This is a genomic window from Bdellovibrio sp. HCB290, from assembly GCF_047305925.1.
In the GTDB taxonomy this organism is placed as follows: domain Bacteria; phylum Bdellovibrionota; class Bdellovibrionia; order Bdellovibrionales; family Bdellovibrionaceae; genus Bdellovibrio.
The window spans coordinates 3,233,362-3,251,942 of sequence record NZ_CP178620.1 but is presented as its reverse complement, the minus strand read 5'-3'; the positions used below and the strand labels follow the sequence as shown (position 1 = coordinate 3,251,942).

The window sequence follows — 18,581 nt, the reverse complement described above, 5'->3', positions numbered from 1 at the left end:
AGTGTCTGCGTCCAAACCGCAACCCCAAAAGGCTTATCTTCCCAAAATTACAGTGATTTTTAGAACTTCCATTCCTCAATAAGCAGGGCCGCTTGGATTTGATTCTGGCGAGTCAATCCGCACACGGTTTTCAGCTTATAACGGAATGAGTATCTCATTGAAGAATCGATCTCGGTCACGACGTGGCTGGGGAAATCAAATTTCAATGCGCAAAACTTCATCACTGAGCGCATGTTTTGAGCCATTTTTGAAAAGGTCATATTAAACATGATATCGCGATCCCAAAGCTCAATCCAAGTGCGGCTGGTTAGTTGCTCAAGGGTGAATGAGCAGCGCTCATAACAAGCCAGGCTGCGGAAGATCTGAAGGTTGTCACGATTGTAGATTTGAATGAATTGCTCGCCTTTTAAAAGGTCCGAAAGATCTGAACTTGGCGCCTGACCAATGCGGAATAGGAACTGAACCACGAAGCGATCGATTTTGTAAGTACCGGTTTCCAATTCAGCCTTCAGAGCTCCCACGTAGGCATTAAGGGTACTAGCCACGTTCTGACGAGCTTCAGGCAAGAGGTTCTTAAAAGACGAAAGAGCTGGGTCCTCATAAGGTGCCACCGTATAGCCAAAAGCTTTCAAGACCTGTGAAAGCTCTTCCAGGTCTTCGCGATAACTTTGAATGTATGGTTCTTCTTTTAAAATAAATTTCATTGCGATGATTTAATTACTAAACAAATCATCGCAACACCAATTGCAAATTTGAAATGGTTTAGGGAACACCCCTACTTATGCCATATGAGCAATGGTCACTTATTCCCTAGCGGGAAAGTATTGCTTCTAAGGCCTCTTGCGGGGAGTTTTTCAGCTGAAAAAATTTTGAATATTCCGACTTCAGCAATCCTGTAGAAGTTGCATGAGTGACAAAAAGTTCGAGATTGTCAAAAAATCTTAGCACGTTTACGAGGGCGATGGGCTTTTGATGATAGCCAATCTGTGACCAAGTTAGGACCTCGAAGAGTTCTTCTAGGGTGCCAAAGCCACCAGGCAAAGCGATAAAGCCATCTGCCAGGGAAGCCATAGTGGCTTTCCGTTCGTGCATATCATTGACGATGCGAAGATCTGTAAGACCTTGGTGAGCTTGTTCAAGCTCGACAAGTTTTTGGGGAATAATTCCTGTGACCAGTCCGCCTTTTTCCAAAACAGCATTGGCAATGATACCCATCAATCCCACTTTGCCGCCGCCATAGACCAGCTCAATTTTGTGATCAGCCAAAAGATAACCCAGCTGGCGGGCAGCTTCTCCGTACTCGGGTTTGTTTCCAGGGTTGGCTCCGCAATAAACGCAAATTCTTTTGATTTTCATCGTGATCCTCTTGATCCTCTTGATCGTCTTCGGGGTTGCAGCATGCATTCCAACAAAACCCTCACTTGTAGATAGGGTCCCTGCAAAGCTTGCTCGTATTATTTAATTCGACCAAACAAGGAGTAGGTATGGCAACGACAATGTCCGCTTCGGCGAAGGCAGCTCAAAAAAGATTAACTAAGGCCGAGTTTAAACTGTTCTCTCAAGGTCAGGCCACAGACCTTAAGAAAGTCCCGCGCGAAAGAGTCAAAAAGGCCCGTGCACGTACGGTCGAGTTGATCAAACGCCACCGCAAATCGGTTCGGGCAAAGTCTGACGATCGCGCAGCCGCAAGAGAGATGAATTTCAGATTGCGAAGCATGGAAAAAACGCTGGATCGCTTTGATCGGGTGCTAAATAAGGAACGTCTTGAAAAACGCAAAGCTAGAGCCGCCCGTCCCAGAAAGAGTCTGACGGAGCAGCCAAAGATGCACCTGAATCGCAATGACGAACCTCGCGAGGATTTTCTACTTAAAAAGAAGCGTACTATGTATGCGAAAAGAACCTCCATTCCGCGTGGCAATCTTTCGGCAACGAAAACTGTTGGCAAGCGAATTGCCGGGTATACCAGTGCACGTTCGCGCAAAGGTCAGGTGGCCCGTGACCGTCGTAACTCATCAGAGGCTTAGATAAATTATGAAATACGGTTTCAAAAAATCCCTGGCAGTCATGCTGGGGATTTTTCCATCAATAGGATTTGCTCAAGGTCGGGATTTAAACTTCAGTGGTAAGTGCGAATCGAATTTGCCATTTGCCGCGATATCGTTTGTCGGTGATGTTCTGATCCACAAGATGCTGTATCAGGCCGTTGTGCGTGAGACCAAGGATTTTTCGCAGATCTGGAGAGCGGTCAATCCTCTTTTTGCGAAGGCACACTATTCAGTCGCGAATCTCGAAGGACCGGCCGCCATGGGTATCGATGCGCAGGGGCGGGACTGGGGAGACGTCGGTTTTATCTATGATGACCGGGTCTACTCGGGAACAAATTTTTTGTTCAACTATCATCCACGCATCCTGGATAATCTTAAAAACAGTGGAATTGATCTTTTGACCCTGGCTAATAATCATTCTTTGGACAGGGGATCCGTTGGCATCGATCGAACCCTCACTGCAGCCCGGAATTCTGGAATGCCAACCATCGGAGTCAGACATTCCCAGGAGCGCAATGCTGGATATGCGAAAGTGATTTCGATACGCGGGATCAACGTGGCATTCGTGGGTTGTACGGAATCAACAAATGGACGAAGTGATTCCAAAGGCCAGGTGTTGAATTGTTTTAAACCGGAAACTGTGAGTCTTATCAAAACACTTTCCAATCGCTCAGATGTTGATGCCGTGATTGTCTATCCGCACTGGGGTGAAGAATATAAGCAAACTCCAAATTCCCGACAGGTCGACGGTGCCAAGAGATTTCTGGATGCGGGTGCTACAGCAGTTATAGGATCACACCCACATGTGTTGCAGCCTTGGGATAAGTACGTGACCAAAGATGGACGTGAGACTTTTATCGTATATTCGCTTGGAAATTTTGTGGCGGGTCAGAAAGATGTCGAGCGCAGAGCTTCCGCGGTGATGTATTTGGGACTGACAAAGAATGATCAAGGCAAAACTCTAATTTCCGGGGTCGCTTATACTCCCACAGTTCGCAACGGAACAAAGATTCAACCGGTGGGCTCTGGCGGAGACAGGGCTGTTCTGAGTTATTTGAGTCGGCACTACGGTTCGCAGCGGTTTTTGGATGTCAGTGAATCTTTGGGCCTAAAGCTGTGTGGATCATTGCCTTAGGGTTTACTCGGGGATACAGTTATTGAATGTCATCAATCAACCCGCACTACACGTTCGAATATTCTCAACCCGAGGAGTATCATTTTTCGCATGACTCGGTCTTTCTGGCGCGACAAGTTTACGAAATTTACCGTGACGAGGGACTGACTCCGACGGCGTGTCTGGATCTTTGTGCGGGTTGCGGTATCATTGGTTTGGATTATCTTTTCCACAATCAAAAAGAGCGTGGAGTTGTTCCCAGGTCTTTTGATTTTTTGGAAGTGCAGGCGGATATTTATCAGCCGCATTTCGATAAGAATTCCGGTCATGTGACGGATGGAAAAACATCGCTAAGATTTCTGGGATTGAACTACGATGCGCTTCAATCGGAAGCGTATAAGAATCACTACGATCTGATCCTGTGCAATCCGCCTTATTTTCATCGCGATCAGGGCACACTTTCGCCATCGGATTTTAAAAACCGATGCCGTTTTTTTATTGATTCCGATTTCTCGAACCTGATGCGTGGAATAGAGAACTCTTTGCGTCCCGGCGGCCGCGCTTATGTTTTATTGCGTGAGCAACGCCAGTACGGCTGGAGCGCATTTCATCTGGCGGGACAACATCTGTCGTCGGTGATGAGTCTGGAAATCCTTGGGGATATCCGCGGCACCAGTCTACTTGAGATTCGCAAGGCCAATTGAGAATTGCCAATTCCTGCCTAAATACATGTTAAGACTGGAAAACCGGGAATTTTTTCCATGCTTTTTATCCAGTTGGTTTTCAATTAGGCCGATGGTTCGGACCCGGCATGACATCCTAGGCAGCCTCAGATACTAGCATTCCACTGTCTTTATGGAGGGGTGCCCATGATTTCCAGAATCGTACTAGCGATGGCTCTGTTGATGCCGGCTTTGTCCGTGGCTCAAGTGACTTGCCCGCTACGCAATGGTGAGACTGAATTGACCATCAACCGCGTTATGCGCAACTTCGGTAAATACTTTGCTGATGCGGAAACTGTGGCTCGTAAAATTGGCGATCCTTGGGACAAAGTGACGGACCAGGATATTCAAAAAGGTATCGCAGGTTTGGACATTTCTATCGCCTGTGCAGAAGCTGTAATGGCAGATCCGACCGAGGTGGTGCTGCCATCCAAAGGCGCTTTGATCACTGATCCTAAAGCCAAACAAGAACTTAAAGAGTACTACCTTTACTTCATGGAAGATTTCCGTGATGCCTTGGTGGAATACCGTGACCTTTTGGTTAAAACCCTGGCGACTCCCGAAGCGCAACGTGACTATGCTGCGATTGTGGAAAAAAACCAGGAAGTGAATGACAAGGTCAACAAAGCTCACAAGAAAATTTAGTTAAGGAAAATCCCATGCGTAAAATTTTAGTTTCACTTTTCGTGGCATTATCTGTGGTTGTTGTTGCGGCTTACGCTGAAGTTACCAGCATCAAGCAGGACATGATGGAAATCGAAAAAATGGCGAAGTCCATCAAAGCGACCGTTAACGATCCTGCACAAAATCAACAAAATGCAGTGTATGCAAATCAGATCGCTTTGTTGCTTCAGGCGAATCTGCAAAAGGTTCCAGAGATATTGAACAAGTGGCCTGAGGATCAACGCCCGGCTGTATGGCAAAACTATCAACAGCATATTCAATATGCGATGGGGTTGGCTGTGCAGATTCAAACTTCTTTGCAGAACAATGACAATGCTACGGCAGCGGCTTATATCAAGGCGCTGTTTGAGGCGAAAGAAAACAGTCACCAAACTTACAACCCGTAAGTTACGGACTTCAAGTCAAAATAAGAAAGGGCTGCCATCTCGGTGGCCCTTTTGTTTTTGGCGCACCTTGACTTCCGATGGAATGAACTCAGAATTAAGTCCAACCCTAAGGGAGGATGGATGGAGCAGACTGTCTGGAAGAACGTGCGAGCCACCTGGCTTAGCCACCGGCCTTCGCCATTAGCAGGATTCATATCGGCAATGACGGTATTAATCCTGGTGATCGGCGCTATTGGCTACTGGAATGGATATTTCAACTCCGATCAATGGATGGCAGCATCCGGTCAAAATATCTTTGAAAAGAAACAATACTGGAGACTGTGGACCGCATTGGTATCCCACGCGGATATAGGGCATTTATTGAACAATATGACTTTGTTCTTTGTACTGGGATATCTGCTGGTGGGTTATTTTGGATTGTGGATGTTTCCGGCGGCAGCACTATTTTTTGGTGGCATTACAAATTACTTCGTCTTGAGAGGTTATCCACCGGAAGTCACTTTGCTGGGTGCTTCGGGGGTTGTCTATTGGATGGGTGGAGCCTGGTTAACCTTGTATTGGCTGCTTGACGAAAAAAGATCCCATGTACAACGCGCTTTGAGGTCCGTGGGTGTTGGTCTTGGAGTCTTTATGCCGACGTCGGCCTTTGATCCACAAGTCAGTTACAGTGCGCATTTTGTTGGATTTATTCTGGGGATTGGCTTTGCGCTGGTGTACTACGCAATTCGTAGAAAAGAATTTAAAAAGGCAGTCAGATTTGAGTGGGTGGATTCGGAGGGCAATCTTGTAGATCACCCTCATTTTGGTCATCACCCACATCACTACTCGAATGGGGAATTATCTCATCCACACACGCACGGGCACGGGCATTCCGAACGGAATTGAAGTGACGTAAATGCGCAGGAATCGAACTTTCGATGGACCGAAGTAAGCGGTCTTGGATTCGCCAGCTGCGTAAACACCTTCGATACCTGAAACGGGTTTGCCCCAAAGAATGTGTGAAATGGTATCGATGCGCTCGATGTGTGCTTTGGAACCCACTTCCACCATGATCTGAGAATAGGTGTCGCGGTTGTGAATCAGAATGTCTTTGTAGTCGGGTGATTGCGTTGTAATGGTCGTCGTAAGAACATGAGTCCATTGATTTGCTTGAGCTGTGCCCAGGAAACCGAATGAAAGAATAAGTGCTGCGATAAGTGTTTTCATGATTTACCTCTTTTGAATTTGAGATGTCGATCTACACTTAATTTGCAGAATTACAAAGCGTAAAGAGCTGAACGAGGAATTACAAATATGAAAACTCTGTCTGAAACAAAGTACTCCATCTTGGATTTAGCTTCGATCGCGCAGGACAAATCCGTCGCAGACTCTTTTCATAATTCGCTGGATTTAGCACGGCACGCTGAAAAGTGGGGATACACTCGTTATTGGCTGGCAGAGCATCACAATCTGGAAGGCATCGCCAGCAGCGCCACATCTGTATTGATTGGTTACATCGCGGGCGGCACTTCCAGCATCCGTGTAGGGTCAGGTGGCATCATGCTTCCGAATCATGCACCGCTGGTGATCGCCGAACAATTTGGAACTTTAGGCACACTTTATCCGGGGCGAATTGATTTGGGATTGGGGCGTGCACCGGGTACAGATGGCTTGACGATGCGCGCTTTGCGCAGGGATCTGCGCCGTGAACCTGATTTTGGTGAATTGGTTTTGGAGCTGCAGGGATACTTTAAAGAATCTGCGTCTGATCAAAAAGTACGAGCCATTCCGGGCGCTGGTGTGAATGTGCCCTTGTGGATTTTAGGTTCATCACTGTATAGCGCTCAGCTGGCCGCCTATCTGGGATTGCCATATTCCTTTGCGGGACATTTTGCTCCGGATGAAATGATGGATGCGATAAAAATATATCGAGCAGGATTTCAGGCGTCAGAACATTTGAAAAAACCTTATGTGATGTTGGGCATACAAATAGTCGCTGCAGATACAGATCAACAGGCACAGAAGCTTTCCACTACAGTGATGCGAAGATTCTTGGGCATCATTCGCAATCAGCGCGTGAATCTGGAGCCACCGGTGGATTCGATGGCAGCTTATTGGACCGTGGCGGAAGAGCAGCTGGTGAAATCCAGATTGGCTACGGCGATCATCGGCGGGCCTGAAACGGTGAAACGTAAATTGCAGGAATTTGTTGATGTCACCCAAGCCGATGAACTGATGATTGTGTCAGATCAATACGATCATCGCGATCGTTTGCGCTCGTTTGAGCTTATATCGCAGTTGATGCACCCCTAAAATTTTTTTTAACCGAAGGTCGGGGGCTTTCTGTCTTATAAGCAGGAAAGGGGGCCAAGGATGCGGTTCTTAATTTTAGCAGCGGTTTTAGGGAGTCAGTTAACGTATTCAGTGACGGAGGCGTCAGTTGCAGATCGTATCTTGCGGCGGAAGCTTTTAAGAAGTCTGCAGTACATCGAGTACTCGATTGCAGCTGTGGATAATGGCAGGAGCGAAGCTCCCACCATTATTGTCGGGTGAACACTCATCCCAAAGGAATGGTGAAAAGCCATTTACTTATAAAGCAGATATTTCTTTCTTTCTTTTGCCCAGCTTTTTTCATCTTTAGCCAACGCCTGATCCAGATCCTTAGGCGTTGCTTTTTTATCTTCAATCCAATTCTTTAAAGCCGGTCCGCCATTGATAACATCAAATGCCAGACGGTCTTTGACATACTCATAGGCGAAATCACGATAGATCGGATATTGCGGATGCATTTCGCGAATCACCTTCAACATCAAAGCCGTCAGACGGAAAGGCTTGAAGGCTTCGTGATTGTAGGAAGTCACGTCTGTGTGAAATTGAAAACCGTGACAAAGCTTACCGACGTGTTTGTGGAAAGTCGGCTCGAAATAACATTCGCGCAAAATCACACCCTTATGCCATTGCGGAGCTTTTTTCTTCATGCGAGTCAGTACTTCACTGAAATCAACATCAGAAGCACCAATCACTTCCAGCGCGCGCGTCGTACCGCGACCCTCTGACAAAGTGGTTCCTTCAATCAAAACAGTTCCAGGATAAGCACGCGCCATGTTCAAGTTCGCTGCATTCGGCGAAGGATTCACCCAAGGACATTTGCTATCCCAGCCAAAGCCCGGAGCTTTGTTCGGCGCATAGCCCTTCATTTTTACGACGTGCAGATCCAGATCCATTTTGTAGAAGTCAGCAAAGTACAAAGCCAATTCACCTACAGTCAGACCATGGCGCATTGGAATTGGAGCAGCTCCTACAAAAGACTCCCAGCCCGGAAGCATTTTGAATCCCTCAATCGGGCGGCCTGCTGGATTTGGGCGGTCCAGGATGATTATTGTTTTTCCAAGTTTTCCGCACTCCTCCATCACGTACAGTAAAGTCGTGATGAATGTGTAGATACGGCAGCCCAGGTCCTGCAGATCAAATAGCAGGACGTCAAAGTGGCTCATCATTTCAGGAGTGGGTCTGCGAACTTCGCCGTAAAGACTAAAGATCGGGATCTTGTGAACGGGGTCCACAAAGTCGGGACTTTCGATCATGTTGTCCTGTTTATCGCCACGCACGCCATGCTGGGGACCAAACGCACAGGATAGTTTTATTTTTTTTGAAAGCAGGTCCAGGCTGTGTTCCAGATTTTCATTCACACTGGCAGGATGGCAGACCAATCCCACACGCTTCCCTTTAAGTGATTTCAGCATTTTTGCATCGGAAAGCAGAACCTCGACACCCATTTTCATTTGATAACTTCCTTGTTAAAACAAAATTGTAAACCCATTCCCAAGGACGATTCAAATGGGAAATTTGTGCTAGTCCCGGTGGAATTGTTCCATGGCCAAAAATGTGGAAGTACGGCACAATGGAATCCATTAGGAGCCATTATGGACAGCACAATGTGGGTCATCGGCGGGGCGATAATAATCTCAATATTCAGTTTTCTGGCATATGCCGTGCTGGCGTTCTTTTTTCCGGAATGGGTTGGGATTACAGGCCGGGTGGCATTGGATACTGAAAAAAGCCATGGCGAGGGCGAAAAAGCCCCAGCCCATTTTACCGACAAGTTTTAATTACCTGCCTGGCTGGGAGGTTTTGCGAAACTTTCCAGCGCTGATCTGCATATGTTTCTTCAGAAAACGACTGAAATAGTTCGGATCATCAAAGCCGAGGTTATAGCCGATCTCGGAGACACTTAAATCAGAATACGACAGCAGACGTTTTGCTTCCAGCAGGCAGCGATTCAGGATGTATTCCTTGGCGGAAGTATCCAGCTCCTTTTGCACTTTTGCAGAAAGGGATTTCGGCGTCAGTTTTAAGCGAGCGGCATAAAACTCCACCTGATGTTTTTCCTGGAAGTTCTCTTCGACCAATTCTGTAAACCGGGTCACCACATCGTCGTTCTTGCCAAGCTCACGATCTGCGGCCTTGGTCACACGCAAGGCTTCAAGCAGAATCAGACTTAGGTAGCTTTGCAGGGACAATTCAAAGTTGTCACCTTGCTGAAGGAATTCAGTTTCCATCAACTTCAGAAATCCTTCGGAAAAGGCGCTGTTGTTGGCGGGAATCTTAAAATGGTCAGGTACATGGCGACTGTGTTGGGGAAGGTTTAATCCACCCAAAAGATTCTTGTTAAAGGATTCTTCGGTGTACTCGATGACGAAACCTTGCGAGTTTTTTGCAAGCTTCCACCCATGCATCTGACCGGGTTTGATCAGGAATACCTGACCACCTTTGACGGGATAGGTTTTGAAATCAATCTCGTGGGATCCCTGGGATTTATGCACAATTACGATTTGATAGAAGTCATGCTTATGCGGAAAGGCGACCTTGGGTGTGATACGGTCTTTAAGGCGTTCGATGCGAATGTCACCGCGCCGAACCATCTTGACCCCCAGAGATTCCAGGGGGTGTCTTTTTTTTAGCAAGTCCGATTTGGCCTTCATGAAACCTATTTCAAAAGGAATTTAATAATTTCTTCCTTTTGAGCATAGCCATCTTTGCGTCCTATTTCTATCAGATCTGAACAGAATGAAGGATCAAACATCAAATAGCTGATGATCTCGCTGGCATCCTGCAAACTTCCCAGACCTTTCATCAGGTAGCGAATAACGCGGGGAAGTTTTGCGGCTTTTTGTACGGCCATTTCGCCGATATCTTCAGACGGTGAAATAAACAGATAGTCCAACGGACGAAGTGAAACTTTGCGCTGTTGTTCCGGAGTGATCGCAGTGGCGTATTCATTCAGGCGGCGCAGTTTTTCCACGTCTTGCTCGACAGCATCAAGCAAGACACCATTCAGAATTGTATTAATCACGCGGGCCAGGCTGGGTGCTGTATCCGTGTTTTCGGCGTGCAGGTCGTAAGCGGTTGAGCTTTGCAGGCGCACACCAATGACCATCAGTTTTTCAGCTCCCAGATAGATCGTCGGACTGCATGGGGCATGATTGCGAACCGCTCCATCGCCAAAGAATCTTTCGTTCACCTTGATCGGCGGGAATAAAAGTGGAATCGCCGAAGAGGCCATGATGTGTTCCGTGTTGATGGGACTGAATTCGCTGCGTTTACGTCCTTTATCCCACGAACTTAGAGTGTTGTTACTTTGGACAAATGTTGTCGTAGCTGATTTCGCATAGTCGATGGAAGTGATGCAAAGTGCTTCCAGGTGCCCGGCATTAATATTTTCCTGAACCTGTTCGTAGTTCATATTGCGACTGATAAGACCGCGAAGAGGAGTGGTATCCAGCAGACCACGGCCCGGAGTTGTTCCGGTGATTCCGCCAAGGGAAATTTCCTTTAACCATTGAATGCCGATTTTTCCCATGGTCAGGGAGTCGGTGGAAAAAACCTGATCGAAGTGAACTTCACTCCATAGTCTTGCCAGGGATTCTGTCGCATACTTATAGTCATGTGCGTTGCTTGCAAGAGAACTTGCATTGATGGCACCGGCACTAACGCCGGAAAGAAAATCCAATTTCAATGGAACTCCGGAGGCCTGTGCAATTTCATAAACTGCAACCAGAACACCTGCCTGATAGGCACCTCGCGCTCCACCGCCCGATAAGACTAAGCCTGACTTTTTCATAGGGTGTTTATCGGAATTTCGCGGGGGGAGCTGAAAGAGAATAGCCTCGTCTTTAGTCCAGCTTGTCTAATGAGGTCCCGTTTAAATGGCTAAGGAAGGACCCAATAAATATAAATAAGAACAGCTAATGCGAGAAACCCCAGAAGAATGGCGGCGATAGTTCCAAGCAGAACATACATTTGCTTTGATTCAGGTTCTGTTTTTGGATCTAGTTCCATGTGTTTTTCCTGTTCCTATGGGCGACGGAGGGGGCGTTGCCTTAAGGTAAAGATATCTTGTGAAACAGCGATAGTCACGGACATGTGACTTCAACGCAGGAAATTACACTTCAACGATCAACGTCACGGGACCGTCGTTGACTAATACAATTTTCATATCAGCGCCAAAGATACCACCTTGGGTGGGAATACCCAGGGCTTGGCTAAGTTCAAGTCCCTTTTTGTACAGTGGCTCTGCCAATGCGGGCGCCTCCGCACCGATAAAACTGGGACGTTTGCCTTTGGATGTATCGCCCAAAAGTGTGAACTGCGAAACCAGCAGGTGTTCACCCGCGACATCTTTCAGGGATAAATTCATTTTACCATCGTTATCGGGAAAGACCCGCAGATCGGCAATCTTGGTGATTAGTTTTTGCAGTTGTTGTTCAGTATCGCCCTTGGCGACACCCAGAAGAGTTAGAAATCCCGGGCCGATGGAGGAAATGATTTTGCCGTCAACCGTGACGGAGGCGGAGAGAACTCTTTGAACTACAGCCTTCATAATCTAAACCTTTGCATTGAAGGTTTGATCTTGATCCAGGCATTTTACGAAGTCAAAAAAAGGGAGCTTTTAGCTCCCTTTTTTTATTGCCACTCTGGTGCGTGGTTACTTTTTACGATGACATTGGGCTTTTTCAGGGATGCTCCCACCGGGCGTCTGCGCGGTAAAGAGAAGGTCACTGTCGTCCCGCGGCCTGTCTGACTTTGAATTTGAACTGTGCCGCCGTGTGCTTCAACAATCGTTTTTACGATCGCAAGCCCCAGGCCGGCTCCTTTGTCGGCAGTCTTTTTAGCCTGCCAGAAGTTATCAAAGATTCCTGGAAGCTGATTTGCCGGGATTCCGGGTCCGCTGTCGATGACCGAGATATTTACATACTTCTGATCACTGCGAACTTTCACAACGACCTTTTCCCCTTTAGGGCTGAACTTGATGGCGTTGCCAATCAAGTTCGCAAGAACTCGCAGTACACGTTCGTTATCATAGAATGCCAGGACGGGAGGGTTGACACTGTCGATTTGAAGACGAACATCATGCTGTTTTGCCAAAGGTTGCATTTGTAATCGTGCGCTATCCAGAACGTTGTCGACAGAAAGCTGATCCATGCGCAAAGTCAGACCGTGCATTTCTGTATTTTTTTGATCACGGATGTCTTTGATCAATCCTTCAATATTGGTAACGGTGGATTTCATTAGCTCACCGCTTTCCACGATATCCAACCCTTGTGGTGTTGAAGCCATGCGCTCGGCGGTGGATGAAATCATATTCAAGGAATCCTGAAGATCATGGGAAATCGCAAATAAAGTTTCATCGCGATCCTGAACTGCTTTCTTTGCTTCATCATAAAGACGTTTTTGCTGAGCCAGTTGGAAAGACTGTTTGCGCAGCAAACGGACTACCAGGAAGCCCATGCTGATGAAAATAAAAACCAAAGACCCCGAAAGCCAGGTCATGCCAAAAGGAATCTGAATTTCAGCCTGGGCTGCAGCTTCACGAATTTCTTCCTGAGCTTTGTCGATTTGAACCTGATGTAAATGGGCCATGTCATCGAAGGCTTCGTTCAATTGGGAACGCAGGGGAGTTGTTCTGGCTTGATAAAACTGACCGACAATGCGGGATTCAGTTTTCTTATCACGATGCTCAATGGCTTGGTCAAAAAACTCCTGATTTTTCTTCTGTAGGTCCTGGATGCGTTTCACAACATCAGAAATCCCCGGAAGATTATGCTGCTTATCGAAGGCAGTCAGTGCATCAGCGAGTGTTTCCTTTTCCTTTTTTTGTTTATCATAAATATTTTGGGAACCTAGCAGGAAGTAGGCGCGACCGTTATCCATCTGCGAAGATGCGATGCCCCGCATACGTTCGATTTCCAGCAATGCGGCTGGATCAGCGTGAGTGGTCACGCTGTTCGACGCAACTCCTTGTTGCACGCGCATTGCGTATCCCCACGCGCCAATCAGAACTGCCACAAAGATGGCAGATAAGACCAGCAGAGCTTTCTTTTCAAATGTCGACTTCTTCTCTGATGGCGACACTTCAGTTGTTTGATTGTTCTCTTCCATTAAGACTTCGTTTTGATTTTCTTTTGTGCTCATACAAATTGAATAACAATTCTCGTGGTAGTTAATCAACTGTGAATGTAATAAAAAAGTAACAAGTCTAGTCGAAGTTTGTGTTCCGTTAAAACGTTTGAAGATTCCTTCACACAGAGCTGAGTCTGCGCCAGCAAAAATAGATGGTAAAGTCAGATTCACAGTATGTTAGTTACAAATACTGCCGTCCCGATTTGGAATGAAGTCAATGGGATTTGTTTATGTATCAAATAAGGATTTGTAGAGTCTTTGCCCGGGTATTCTTAAAATTGCACGTTCACTTTTTGTACTTAAATTTTCTCCTTCAAGTTCACCGCAACAAAATCCGAAAGAACTTCGCGGAGGATAGTGCATGGAACGATTTCAGTATCATTTATTCAACCCACGGGCGCTTACAGCAGACACCGTACAACTCAGCAACAATGTCTATGATCTTTGGAAAACAGTGTACACTGAAGTATTGGGAAAAGTGGGTGAACCACTGAATCCTGATGACTTTCATCGCTGCGACGTGATTGTGGCTTTGACTGATAATAACAAGGTCTTTGGTTTTCATATGTACAGTGCCTTTGATCTTCGTTCTAATGCACTTCGTGATCATCATTACATGAAAGCCTTTGATGATTTGATTATCAAAAAATTCCAATCCCGTGGCATTAACACGATGATGAGTATGGAGTACCTGACTGTGTCTCCTGAATATCGTTCACGCAGTTCAGAAGTGAACTGGTCGGAAATCATTATCGCCTTGGGAAGTAAAGTCATGGAAGCCGGAGGATGGGATTGTCTGGTGGGTACGGCCCGCCGCGATCTGAATGTGCGCCGCAAATCTGCTAAAAGTGGAGCGAACTATTTCGGTAGTGTGATTAAAATGAACTACGAGTGTGAAATCTTAATGACCAAGAACGGCGAAGTTCAGCCGCTGGGTGATTCGAAGCATGCAGAGCTTGTAGAGAGTTTGTGGGCGGCCAAGGCCAACCACACCAGTATCCTTGATGACACCCGCATTGTGGTGCCGCTTAAAAGAGTCGCTTAATTTTTCAATATTTTACTTAACTGCAAACTTAAACTGAAAAGAGAAACAAATGAAGCAAGCGAACGTAAACGAAGAGCTGAAACAACTTTTGAAGTACTCACAAAAACAGATCGAAAGTTTTCCGTGGGAAGACAAAGCCGCCTATTCGGCCTGGGTGTCGCAGACCTACTACTTTGTCCGTCACTCCACTCGTCTGTTGGCGTTGGCAGCGGCTCGCACTGAGCTGGCCACTCAGGAATTTCACAACCGCTTTCTTGCCCATAGCGGCGAGGAAAAGGGACATGAAAAACTATTATTAAATGACCTAAAAGCTCTTGGTGGTAAAATTGAAGAATGGCCAGAGATGCCAGGTGCGTGCGCGATGTATCAGTCTCAGTACTATTATATCGAGCATAAGTCACCAATGGCCTTTTTCGGATACATTCTGGCGCTGGAGGCATTGGCTGCCTACTTCGGTGAAGAAGTGAATAAGCGAGTTGAAAAGGCGTATGGTCCGAAAGCGGCGCATTTCATTCGCGTTCATGCTGAGGAGGATCAAGGGCATACCGAAGAGGCTTTGACTAAGATTGCCTCGTTGCCGGTTCATCATCAGGAGACGGTGCTGCAGAATCTGAAACAGTCTTTGTCATACTACGAGCAAGTGCTGAATCAATGCAAAGCCTACGCTAAGTCTGGCGTGAAGGCTGTAGCTTAAGCTGCGTAATCCGAATCTCATTTAGAGACACTCTAGGCGGTCCCGATGGGGGCCGCTTTTTATTTGAAATCAGATTAGGTATACTTAAATCACATGGATTCTGAACGTTATAAATTCAGCCTAGAGCGTGAGCTTGCTCAATTAAAAATCTATCGTGCTTACTTCCTGAATCTTTTGTTCTGGGGTGGTGTCGCGAGCTGCATGTATTTCATGATTAACTTTGGCTCCATGCTGGCGGAAAGCAGCTATTCCTTTCAGCAGGATCTGGCCAGTTCATCCGACGAGCGCAAGACCTATATGGCTTGTGTGATGATCATGCGAACCATCAATCCGTCCGCCACAGAGTTTTCAAGCTGCGAGCCCTATAATACCTATGATAAGATCAAGCAGCGCAAGGTTGCAACGGTGGAGCCCGTCGAGGGCGAGTGTCCTGTCGGATATAAGATGATCACCAATTTTGGAATGTTAACCTGTAAGGCTGTTTCGACGGACAAATAAAAAAACCGAGTGCTGTTAGTCACTCGGTTTTTTAAATTCAAATTTCAAATGCAATTTAGTCGTTAAGACCGAAGCCGGAAACCGGGAACATTGAAACAGAGATCTGATATGTTTTGCCCTGTTGTGCAACGCCAGCATCCAACCATTGTGCAAGGTCTTTGCGGAACGACTTGATTTTTTCTTTTGCTTCTTCCAAGCGAGCTTCATCGACAGTGATAGTGATCGTTGATTGTTCGCGATCCTCGCTTGGCATTTTCTCAAGCAGACGCTCAAGCTTGCGCTTCATTTTCTTTTCGCGGCTTACTTCTGCAAATTGCTGAAGTTGTTCGCCCGGCAAATTCAAACGCTCACCAAACATACGAATAGTTCTCATAGTTACGGTGCGCTTGCCGTTCAGAATTTTTGAAAGGAATGATGAGTCCACTTCCAGGTGTCTTGCGAATGCACGCAAAGAGTAACGTGGATAGTTTTGGCTGCGACGAGCTAGCTCGTCCTCAAGGAATTGGCGGAAATCTGAATTTTTGATTTGTTCTTGCATGACCGAAGTGTCTATTTGGAGGGGACCGAATAATCAATATTTTGTTCACAGTCTTACACTAATTTAATAGAGCCGTGCGGGATGCGTTATGTTTTTTAAATTTTATCGAATATCAATAACTTACGGATTCGACCGTTTTCTGGAACATTACAGAATTTGGTGAATTGGAACGATGTTTTGAAGGGTGGAAATTCATCAAAAAATGCATCCAATTTTTCTTCATAGTTGTGGGTGCTAATTATGTAGCGCTTGATAAATACCGAATTCTTCTCGTGAATTCCACGCAGGATGTCGGTGATGGTATGTGTCCCCACTCCGATGATTACGACGGTCCCGCTAACTTTGTGCGTTAGGCTTTCTCCACTCTGCGCCCAAAAGAAAGCGCGTTGATTTTGTTCGTACTTTTGATGCTTTTGTTCGAAGCGTTCTTTCAGAGTGGAAATAATATGCGGTACTTGATCGACGAAGTGCACCTCAGGGAAGCGTCCGCTGCGATAGGCACTTAATCCCAGATATCCATGATCGCAGCAAAAATCCCAGACAGGTTCGCCTGGAATCAAATGGTCATAGACTGCTTGCATACGATCAGAAAGTTTAAACATGATTTGTGCATTCTTACTAAAGCTGCGGCGGCGTTGCAATCGCGGCCTTCCTTGACTGTTACTTAGGTAAATCGGAGACTCACGGCCATGAAAAAAACTCCATTAGCTGATACACACGTTTCTTTGGGCGCCCGCATGGTCGACTTCGCCGGCTGGTACATGCCTGTTCAATATGTAGGTCTTCGTGAAGAACACGACAACGTTCGTAAGAACGTGGGCTTGTTCGACGTATCTCACATGGGTGAAATCCGTGTGAAAGGGCCAAAGGCTCTTGAAACTTTGGAGTGGCTGACGACGAATGATGTGGCTCGTTTGAACGATGGCGAAGCTCAATACTCTTTGTTGCCGAATGATCAAGGTGGCCTGGTTGACGATATCATCGTGTATTGTCTGTCTAAAAATTCTGATTACCTGGTGTGTGTGAATGCCTCTAACAAAGACAAAGACTTTGCGTGGATGACGAAACACAACAAAGGCTCTGACATGACGGACGAGTCTGATAAATGGGGTCAGATCGCAATCCAAGGCCCAAAGGCTTTGGAACTTTGTGATCGTGTCTTTGGTTTCAAAGTCAGCGAAATGAAGCCATTCACAGTTAACTCTGGCAAATTCCAAAATCACAATATCATGGTTGCTACCACTGGTTATACAGGGGAAAAGGGCTGCGAGGTTTTCGTGGACGCTGCGGGAACTGTGGCGTTGTGGAATGAACTGTTGGCTCAAGGCAAAGATTTGGGAGTGGCTCCAATTGGTTTGGGTGCCCGCGATACGTTGCGTACGGAGATGAAATATTCTTTGTACGGCCATGAGATTGATGACACGACGAATCCATATGAAGCGGGTCTTGGTTGGGTGATTAAGCCAGCTAAAAAAGACTTTATGAACAAGACACAAATCGTTGGGGTCAAAGAGGCCGGTCTGAAGCAAAATCTTGTGGGATTTAAGATGCTTGAGAAGGGCATCCCACGTCAGGGATACAGCCTGTTTTCTTTTGACAATAAAGAAATCGGCAAGGTAACTAGTGGTACTCACTCACCAAGCCTGGATGAACCTATTGGCATCGCGTTTATTGACGTTGCTTATGCTAAAGAGGGGACGGAGTTCCAACTGGATATCCGCGGCCGTAAAGTGAAAGCGGTTGTTGTTAAAACACCATTTATTTCGAAATAAGGAGCCGAACATGGCATTTCATATTCCTGAAGACTATTACTACACAAAAGAACACGAATGGGCTCAAGTTGACGAGAACATCGTGACTGTCGGCATCACAGAGTTCGCTCAGGATTCTTTGGGCGAGATCGTTTACGTTGAACTTCCAGAAGAAGGTCAAAAGATCACTCAAGGTCAAATCTTCGGTGTGGTTGAGTCCGTAAAAGCGGTTTCTGACCTTTACGCGCCAGTTTCTGGCACCGTAATCGAAGTTAACGCGTCTTTGGGTGACGACCCATCTGTATTGAACGACGACCCAGTGAACGAAGGCTGGTTGGTTCGTATCGAAATGGATACGGAAAAGGAGCTCGCAAACCTTATGAGAGCCCCAGATTACAAAAAATTGATCGCAGACAAATAATTTCTATTGATTTAGCGGATACAATTCGCTAAATCTTTGTTTCCGCTAAAACGGTGTTGCCCCGCTGGTGAAATTGGCAGACACGCTAGACTTAGGATCTAGTGCGCAAGCGTGGGGGTTCAAGTCCCTCGCGGGGCACCAATATCTACAGTACTCGAACCCACACGGGTTGAGTTACTGATACAAAAAAGCTGACCTTCGAGTCGGCTTTTTTTATGCCTAAAATCTGCCGCCACTGTGGCGG

General features: G+C 46.4%; 24 protein-coding genes and 1 tRNA gene. 15 read left to right on the top strand and 10 right to left on the bottom strand.

Annotated features, from left to right (window positions below; all coding sequences use genetic code 11):
* Positions 1-59: 59 nt before the first annotated feature.
* Together ACLVWU_RS15820 and ACLVWU_RS15815 are read right to left on the bottom strand one after the other, a co-directional pair.
* Complete coding sequence (locus ACLVWU_RS15820; RefSeq protein WP_413575842.1) at positions 60-704, bottom strand: hypothetical protein; 645 nt, start codon at positions 702-704, stop codon at positions 60-62.
* Positions 705-810: 106 nt separating this feature from the next.
* The gene (locus tag ACLVWU_RS15815) at positions 811-1,356 is read right to left on the bottom strand and encodes a TIGR00730 family Rossman fold protein (protein WP_413575841.1); all 546 of its coding nucleotides are present in this window, start codon (positions 1,354-1,356) and stop codon (positions 811-813) included.
* 128 nt (positions 1,357-1,484) lie between these two features.
* Between ACLVWU_RS15815 and ACLVWU_RS15810 the strand changes: the two genes are divergently transcribed.
* From ACLVWU_RS15810 to ACLVWU_RS15785, 6 genes are all read left to right on the top strand, one after another.
* On the top strand, positions 1,485-2,024 hold the full coding sequence (locus ACLVWU_RS15810; protein WP_413575839.1) for a hypothetical protein: 540 nt from the start codon (positions 1,485-1,487) through the stop codon (positions 2,022-2,024).
* A gap of 7 nt (positions 2,025-2,031) precedes the next feature.
* Positions 2,032-3,180 (top strand): CapA family protein, encoded by a 1,149-nt coding sequence (locus ACLVWU_RS15805; RefSeq protein WP_413575837.1) that lies wholly within the window; start codon positions 2,032-2,034, stop codon positions 3,178-3,180.
* Between the two features lie 26 nt (positions 3,181-3,206).
* Positions 3,207-3,863, top strand: coding sequence for a methyltransferase (locus ACLVWU_RS15800; protein ID WP_413575836.1), 657 nt, complete (start codon positions 3,207-3,209; stop codon positions 3,861-3,863).
* A gap of 165 nt (positions 3,864-4,028) precedes the next feature.
* On the top strand, positions 4,029-4,526 hold the full coding sequence (locus ACLVWU_RS15795; RefSeq protein WP_413575835.1) for a hypothetical protein: 498 nt from the start codon (positions 4,029-4,031) through the stop codon (positions 4,524-4,526).
* 14 nt (positions 4,527-4,540) lie between these two features.
* The gene (locus ACLVWU_RS15790; RefSeq protein ID WP_413575833.1) at positions 4,541-4,951 is read left to right on the top strand and encodes a hypothetical protein; all 411 of its coding nucleotides are present in this window, start codon (positions 4,541-4,543) and stop codon (positions 4,949-4,951) included.
* A gap of 201 nt (positions 4,952-5,152) precedes the next feature.
* Positions 5,153-5,836, top strand: coding sequence for a rhomboid family intramembrane serine protease (locus ACLVWU_RS15785; RefSeq protein ID WP_413575831.1), 684 nt, complete (start codon positions 5,153-5,155; stop codon positions 5,834-5,836).
* Here the strand turns inward: ACLVWU_RS15785 and ACLVWU_RS15780 are convergent.
* Positions 5,789-6,157 (bottom strand): hypothetical protein, encoded by a 369-nt coding sequence (locus tag ACLVWU_RS15780; protein WP_413575830.1) that lies wholly within the window; start codon positions 6,155-6,157, stop codon positions 5,789-5,791. The two genes, ACLVWU_RS15785 and ACLVWU_RS15780, sit on opposite strands and share 48 nt — an antisense overlap.
* 87 nt (positions 6,158-6,244) lie before the next feature.
* Between ACLVWU_RS15780 and ACLVWU_RS15775 the strand changes: the two genes are divergently transcribed.
* Together ACLVWU_RS15775 and ACLVWU_RS15770 are read left to right on the top strand one after the other, a co-directional pair.
* Positions 6,245-7,243, top strand: a complete 999-nt coding sequence (locus ACLVWU_RS15775) for an LLM class flavin-dependent oxidoreductase (RefSeq protein WP_413575829.1) — start codon at positions 6,245-6,247, stop codon at positions 7,241-7,243.
* 60 nt (positions 7,244-7,303) lie between these two features.
* On the top strand, positions 7,304-7,483 hold the full coding sequence (locus ACLVWU_RS15770) for a hypothetical protein (RefSeq protein WP_413575828.1): 180 nt from the start codon (positions 7,304-7,306) through the stop codon (positions 7,481-7,483).
* Between the two features lie 32 nt (positions 7,484-7,515).
* Here ACLVWU_RS15770 and ACLVWU_RS15765 read toward each other — a convergent pair whose 3' ends face one another.
* A complete protein-coding gene (locus tag ACLVWU_RS15765; RefSeq protein WP_413575827.1) occupies positions 7,516-8,712 on the bottom strand; it encodes an exo-beta-N-acetylmuramidase NamZ domain-containing protein in 1,197 nt (398 codons plus the stop codon).
* Between the two features lie 141 nt (positions 8,713-8,853).
* On the opposite strand from ACLVWU_RS15765, the gene ACLVWU_RS15760 reads away from it, so the two are divergent.
* Positions 8,854-9,039 (top strand): hypothetical protein, encoded by a 186-nt coding sequence (locus ACLVWU_RS15760; protein WP_413575826.1) that lies wholly within the window; start codon positions 8,854-8,856, stop codon positions 9,037-9,039.
* Here the strand turns inward: ACLVWU_RS15760 and ACLVWU_RS15755 are convergent, their stop codons facing one another.
* The 4 genes from ACLVWU_RS15755 to ACLVWU_RS15740 all read right to left on the bottom strand — a co-directional run bounded on the left by ACLVWU_RS15755 (position 9,040) and on the right by ACLVWU_RS15740 (position 13,402).
* The gene (locus ACLVWU_RS15755; RefSeq protein ID WP_413575825.1) at positions 9,040-9,852 is read right to left on the bottom strand and encodes a helix-turn-helix domain-containing protein; all 813 of its coding nucleotides are present in this window, start codon (positions 9,850-9,852) and stop codon (positions 9,040-9,042) included.
* Positions 9,853-9,917: 65 nt separating this feature from the next.
* Positions 9,918-11,051, bottom strand: a complete 1,134-nt coding sequence (locus ACLVWU_RS15750; RefSeq protein ID WP_413575824.1) for a patatin-like phospholipase family protein — start codon at positions 11,049-11,051, stop codon at positions 9,918-9,920.
* A 321-nt stretch (positions 11,052-11,372) separates the two neighbouring features.
* Complete coding sequence (gene dtd, locus ACLVWU_RS15745; RefSeq protein WP_413575823.1) at positions 11,373-11,810, bottom strand: D-aminoacyl-tRNA deacylase; 438 nt, start codon at positions 11,808-11,810, stop codon at positions 11,373-11,375.
* A gap of 83 nt (positions 11,811-11,893) precedes the next feature.
* Positions 11,894-13,402: a sensor histidine kinase gene (locus ACLVWU_RS15740; protein ID WP_413575822.1), complete on the bottom strand. Its 1,509-nt coding sequence runs from the start codon at positions 13,400-13,402 to the stop codon at positions 11,894-11,896.
* A 349-nt stretch (positions 13,403-13,751) separates the two neighbouring features.
* On the opposite strand from ACLVWU_RS15740, the gene ACLVWU_RS15735 reads away from it, so the two are divergent.
* The 3 genes from ACLVWU_RS15735 to ACLVWU_RS15725 all read left to right on the top strand — a co-directional run bounded on the left by ACLVWU_RS15735 (position 13,752) and on the right by ACLVWU_RS15725 (position 15,627).
* The gene (locus tag ACLVWU_RS15735) at positions 13,752-14,435 is read left to right on the top strand and encodes a hypothetical protein (RefSeq protein ID WP_413575821.1); all 684 of its coding nucleotides are present in this window, start codon (positions 13,752-13,754) and stop codon (positions 14,433-14,435) included.
* Between the two features lie 49 nt (positions 14,436-14,484).
* Positions 14,485-15,129 carry an iron-containing redox enzyme family protein gene (locus ACLVWU_RS15730; RefSeq protein ID WP_413575820.1) on the top strand — a complete coding sequence of 215 codons (645 nt, stop codon included), beginning with the start codon at positions 14,485-14,487 and terminating at the stop codon, positions 15,127-15,129.
* A 93-nt stretch (positions 15,130-15,222) separates the two neighbouring features.
* On the top strand, positions 15,223-15,627 hold the full coding sequence (locus tag ACLVWU_RS15725; protein WP_413575819.1) for a hypothetical protein: 405 nt from the start codon (positions 15,223-15,225) through the stop codon (positions 15,625-15,627).
* Between the two features lie 55 nt (positions 15,628-15,682).
* Here the strand turns inward: ACLVWU_RS15725 and ACLVWU_RS15720 are convergent, their stop codons facing one another.
* Complete coding sequence (locus tag ACLVWU_RS15720; RefSeq protein WP_413575818.1) at positions 15,683-16,165, bottom strand: DUF4423 domain-containing protein; 483 nt, start codon at positions 16,163-16,165, stop codon at positions 15,683-15,685.
* A gap of 95 nt (positions 16,166-16,260) precedes the next feature.
* Entirely contained in the window at positions 16,261-16,767 is a 507-nt protein-coding gene (locus tag ACLVWU_RS15715) for an SAM-dependent methyltransferase (RefSeq protein ID WP_413575816.1), read from the bottom strand.
* A gap of 87 nt (positions 16,768-16,854) precedes the next feature.
* On the opposite strand from ACLVWU_RS15715, the gene gcvT reads away from it, so the two are divergent.
* The 3 genes from gcvT (at position 16,855) to ACLVWU_RS15700 (ending at position 18,478) form a co-directional block, all read left to right on the top strand.
* Positions 16,855-17,937 carry a glycine cleavage system aminomethyltransferase GcvT gene (gene gcvT, locus ACLVWU_RS15710; RefSeq protein WP_413575815.1) on the top strand — a complete coding sequence of 361 codons (1,083 nt, stop codon included), beginning with the start codon at positions 16,855-16,857 and terminating at the stop codon, positions 17,935-17,937.
* 10 nt (positions 17,938-17,947) lie between these two features.
* A complete protein-coding gene (gene gcvH, locus ACLVWU_RS15705) occupies positions 17,948-18,337 on the top strand; it encodes a glycine cleavage system protein GcvH (protein ID WP_340597552.1) in 390 nt (129 codons plus the stop codon).
* Positions 18,338-18,395: 58 nt separating this feature from the next.
* Positions 18,396-18,478: transfer RNA gene (locus ACLVWU_RS15700), tRNA-Leu, on the top strand.
* The last annotated feature ends 103 nt before the right edge of the window (positions 18,479-18,581 follow it).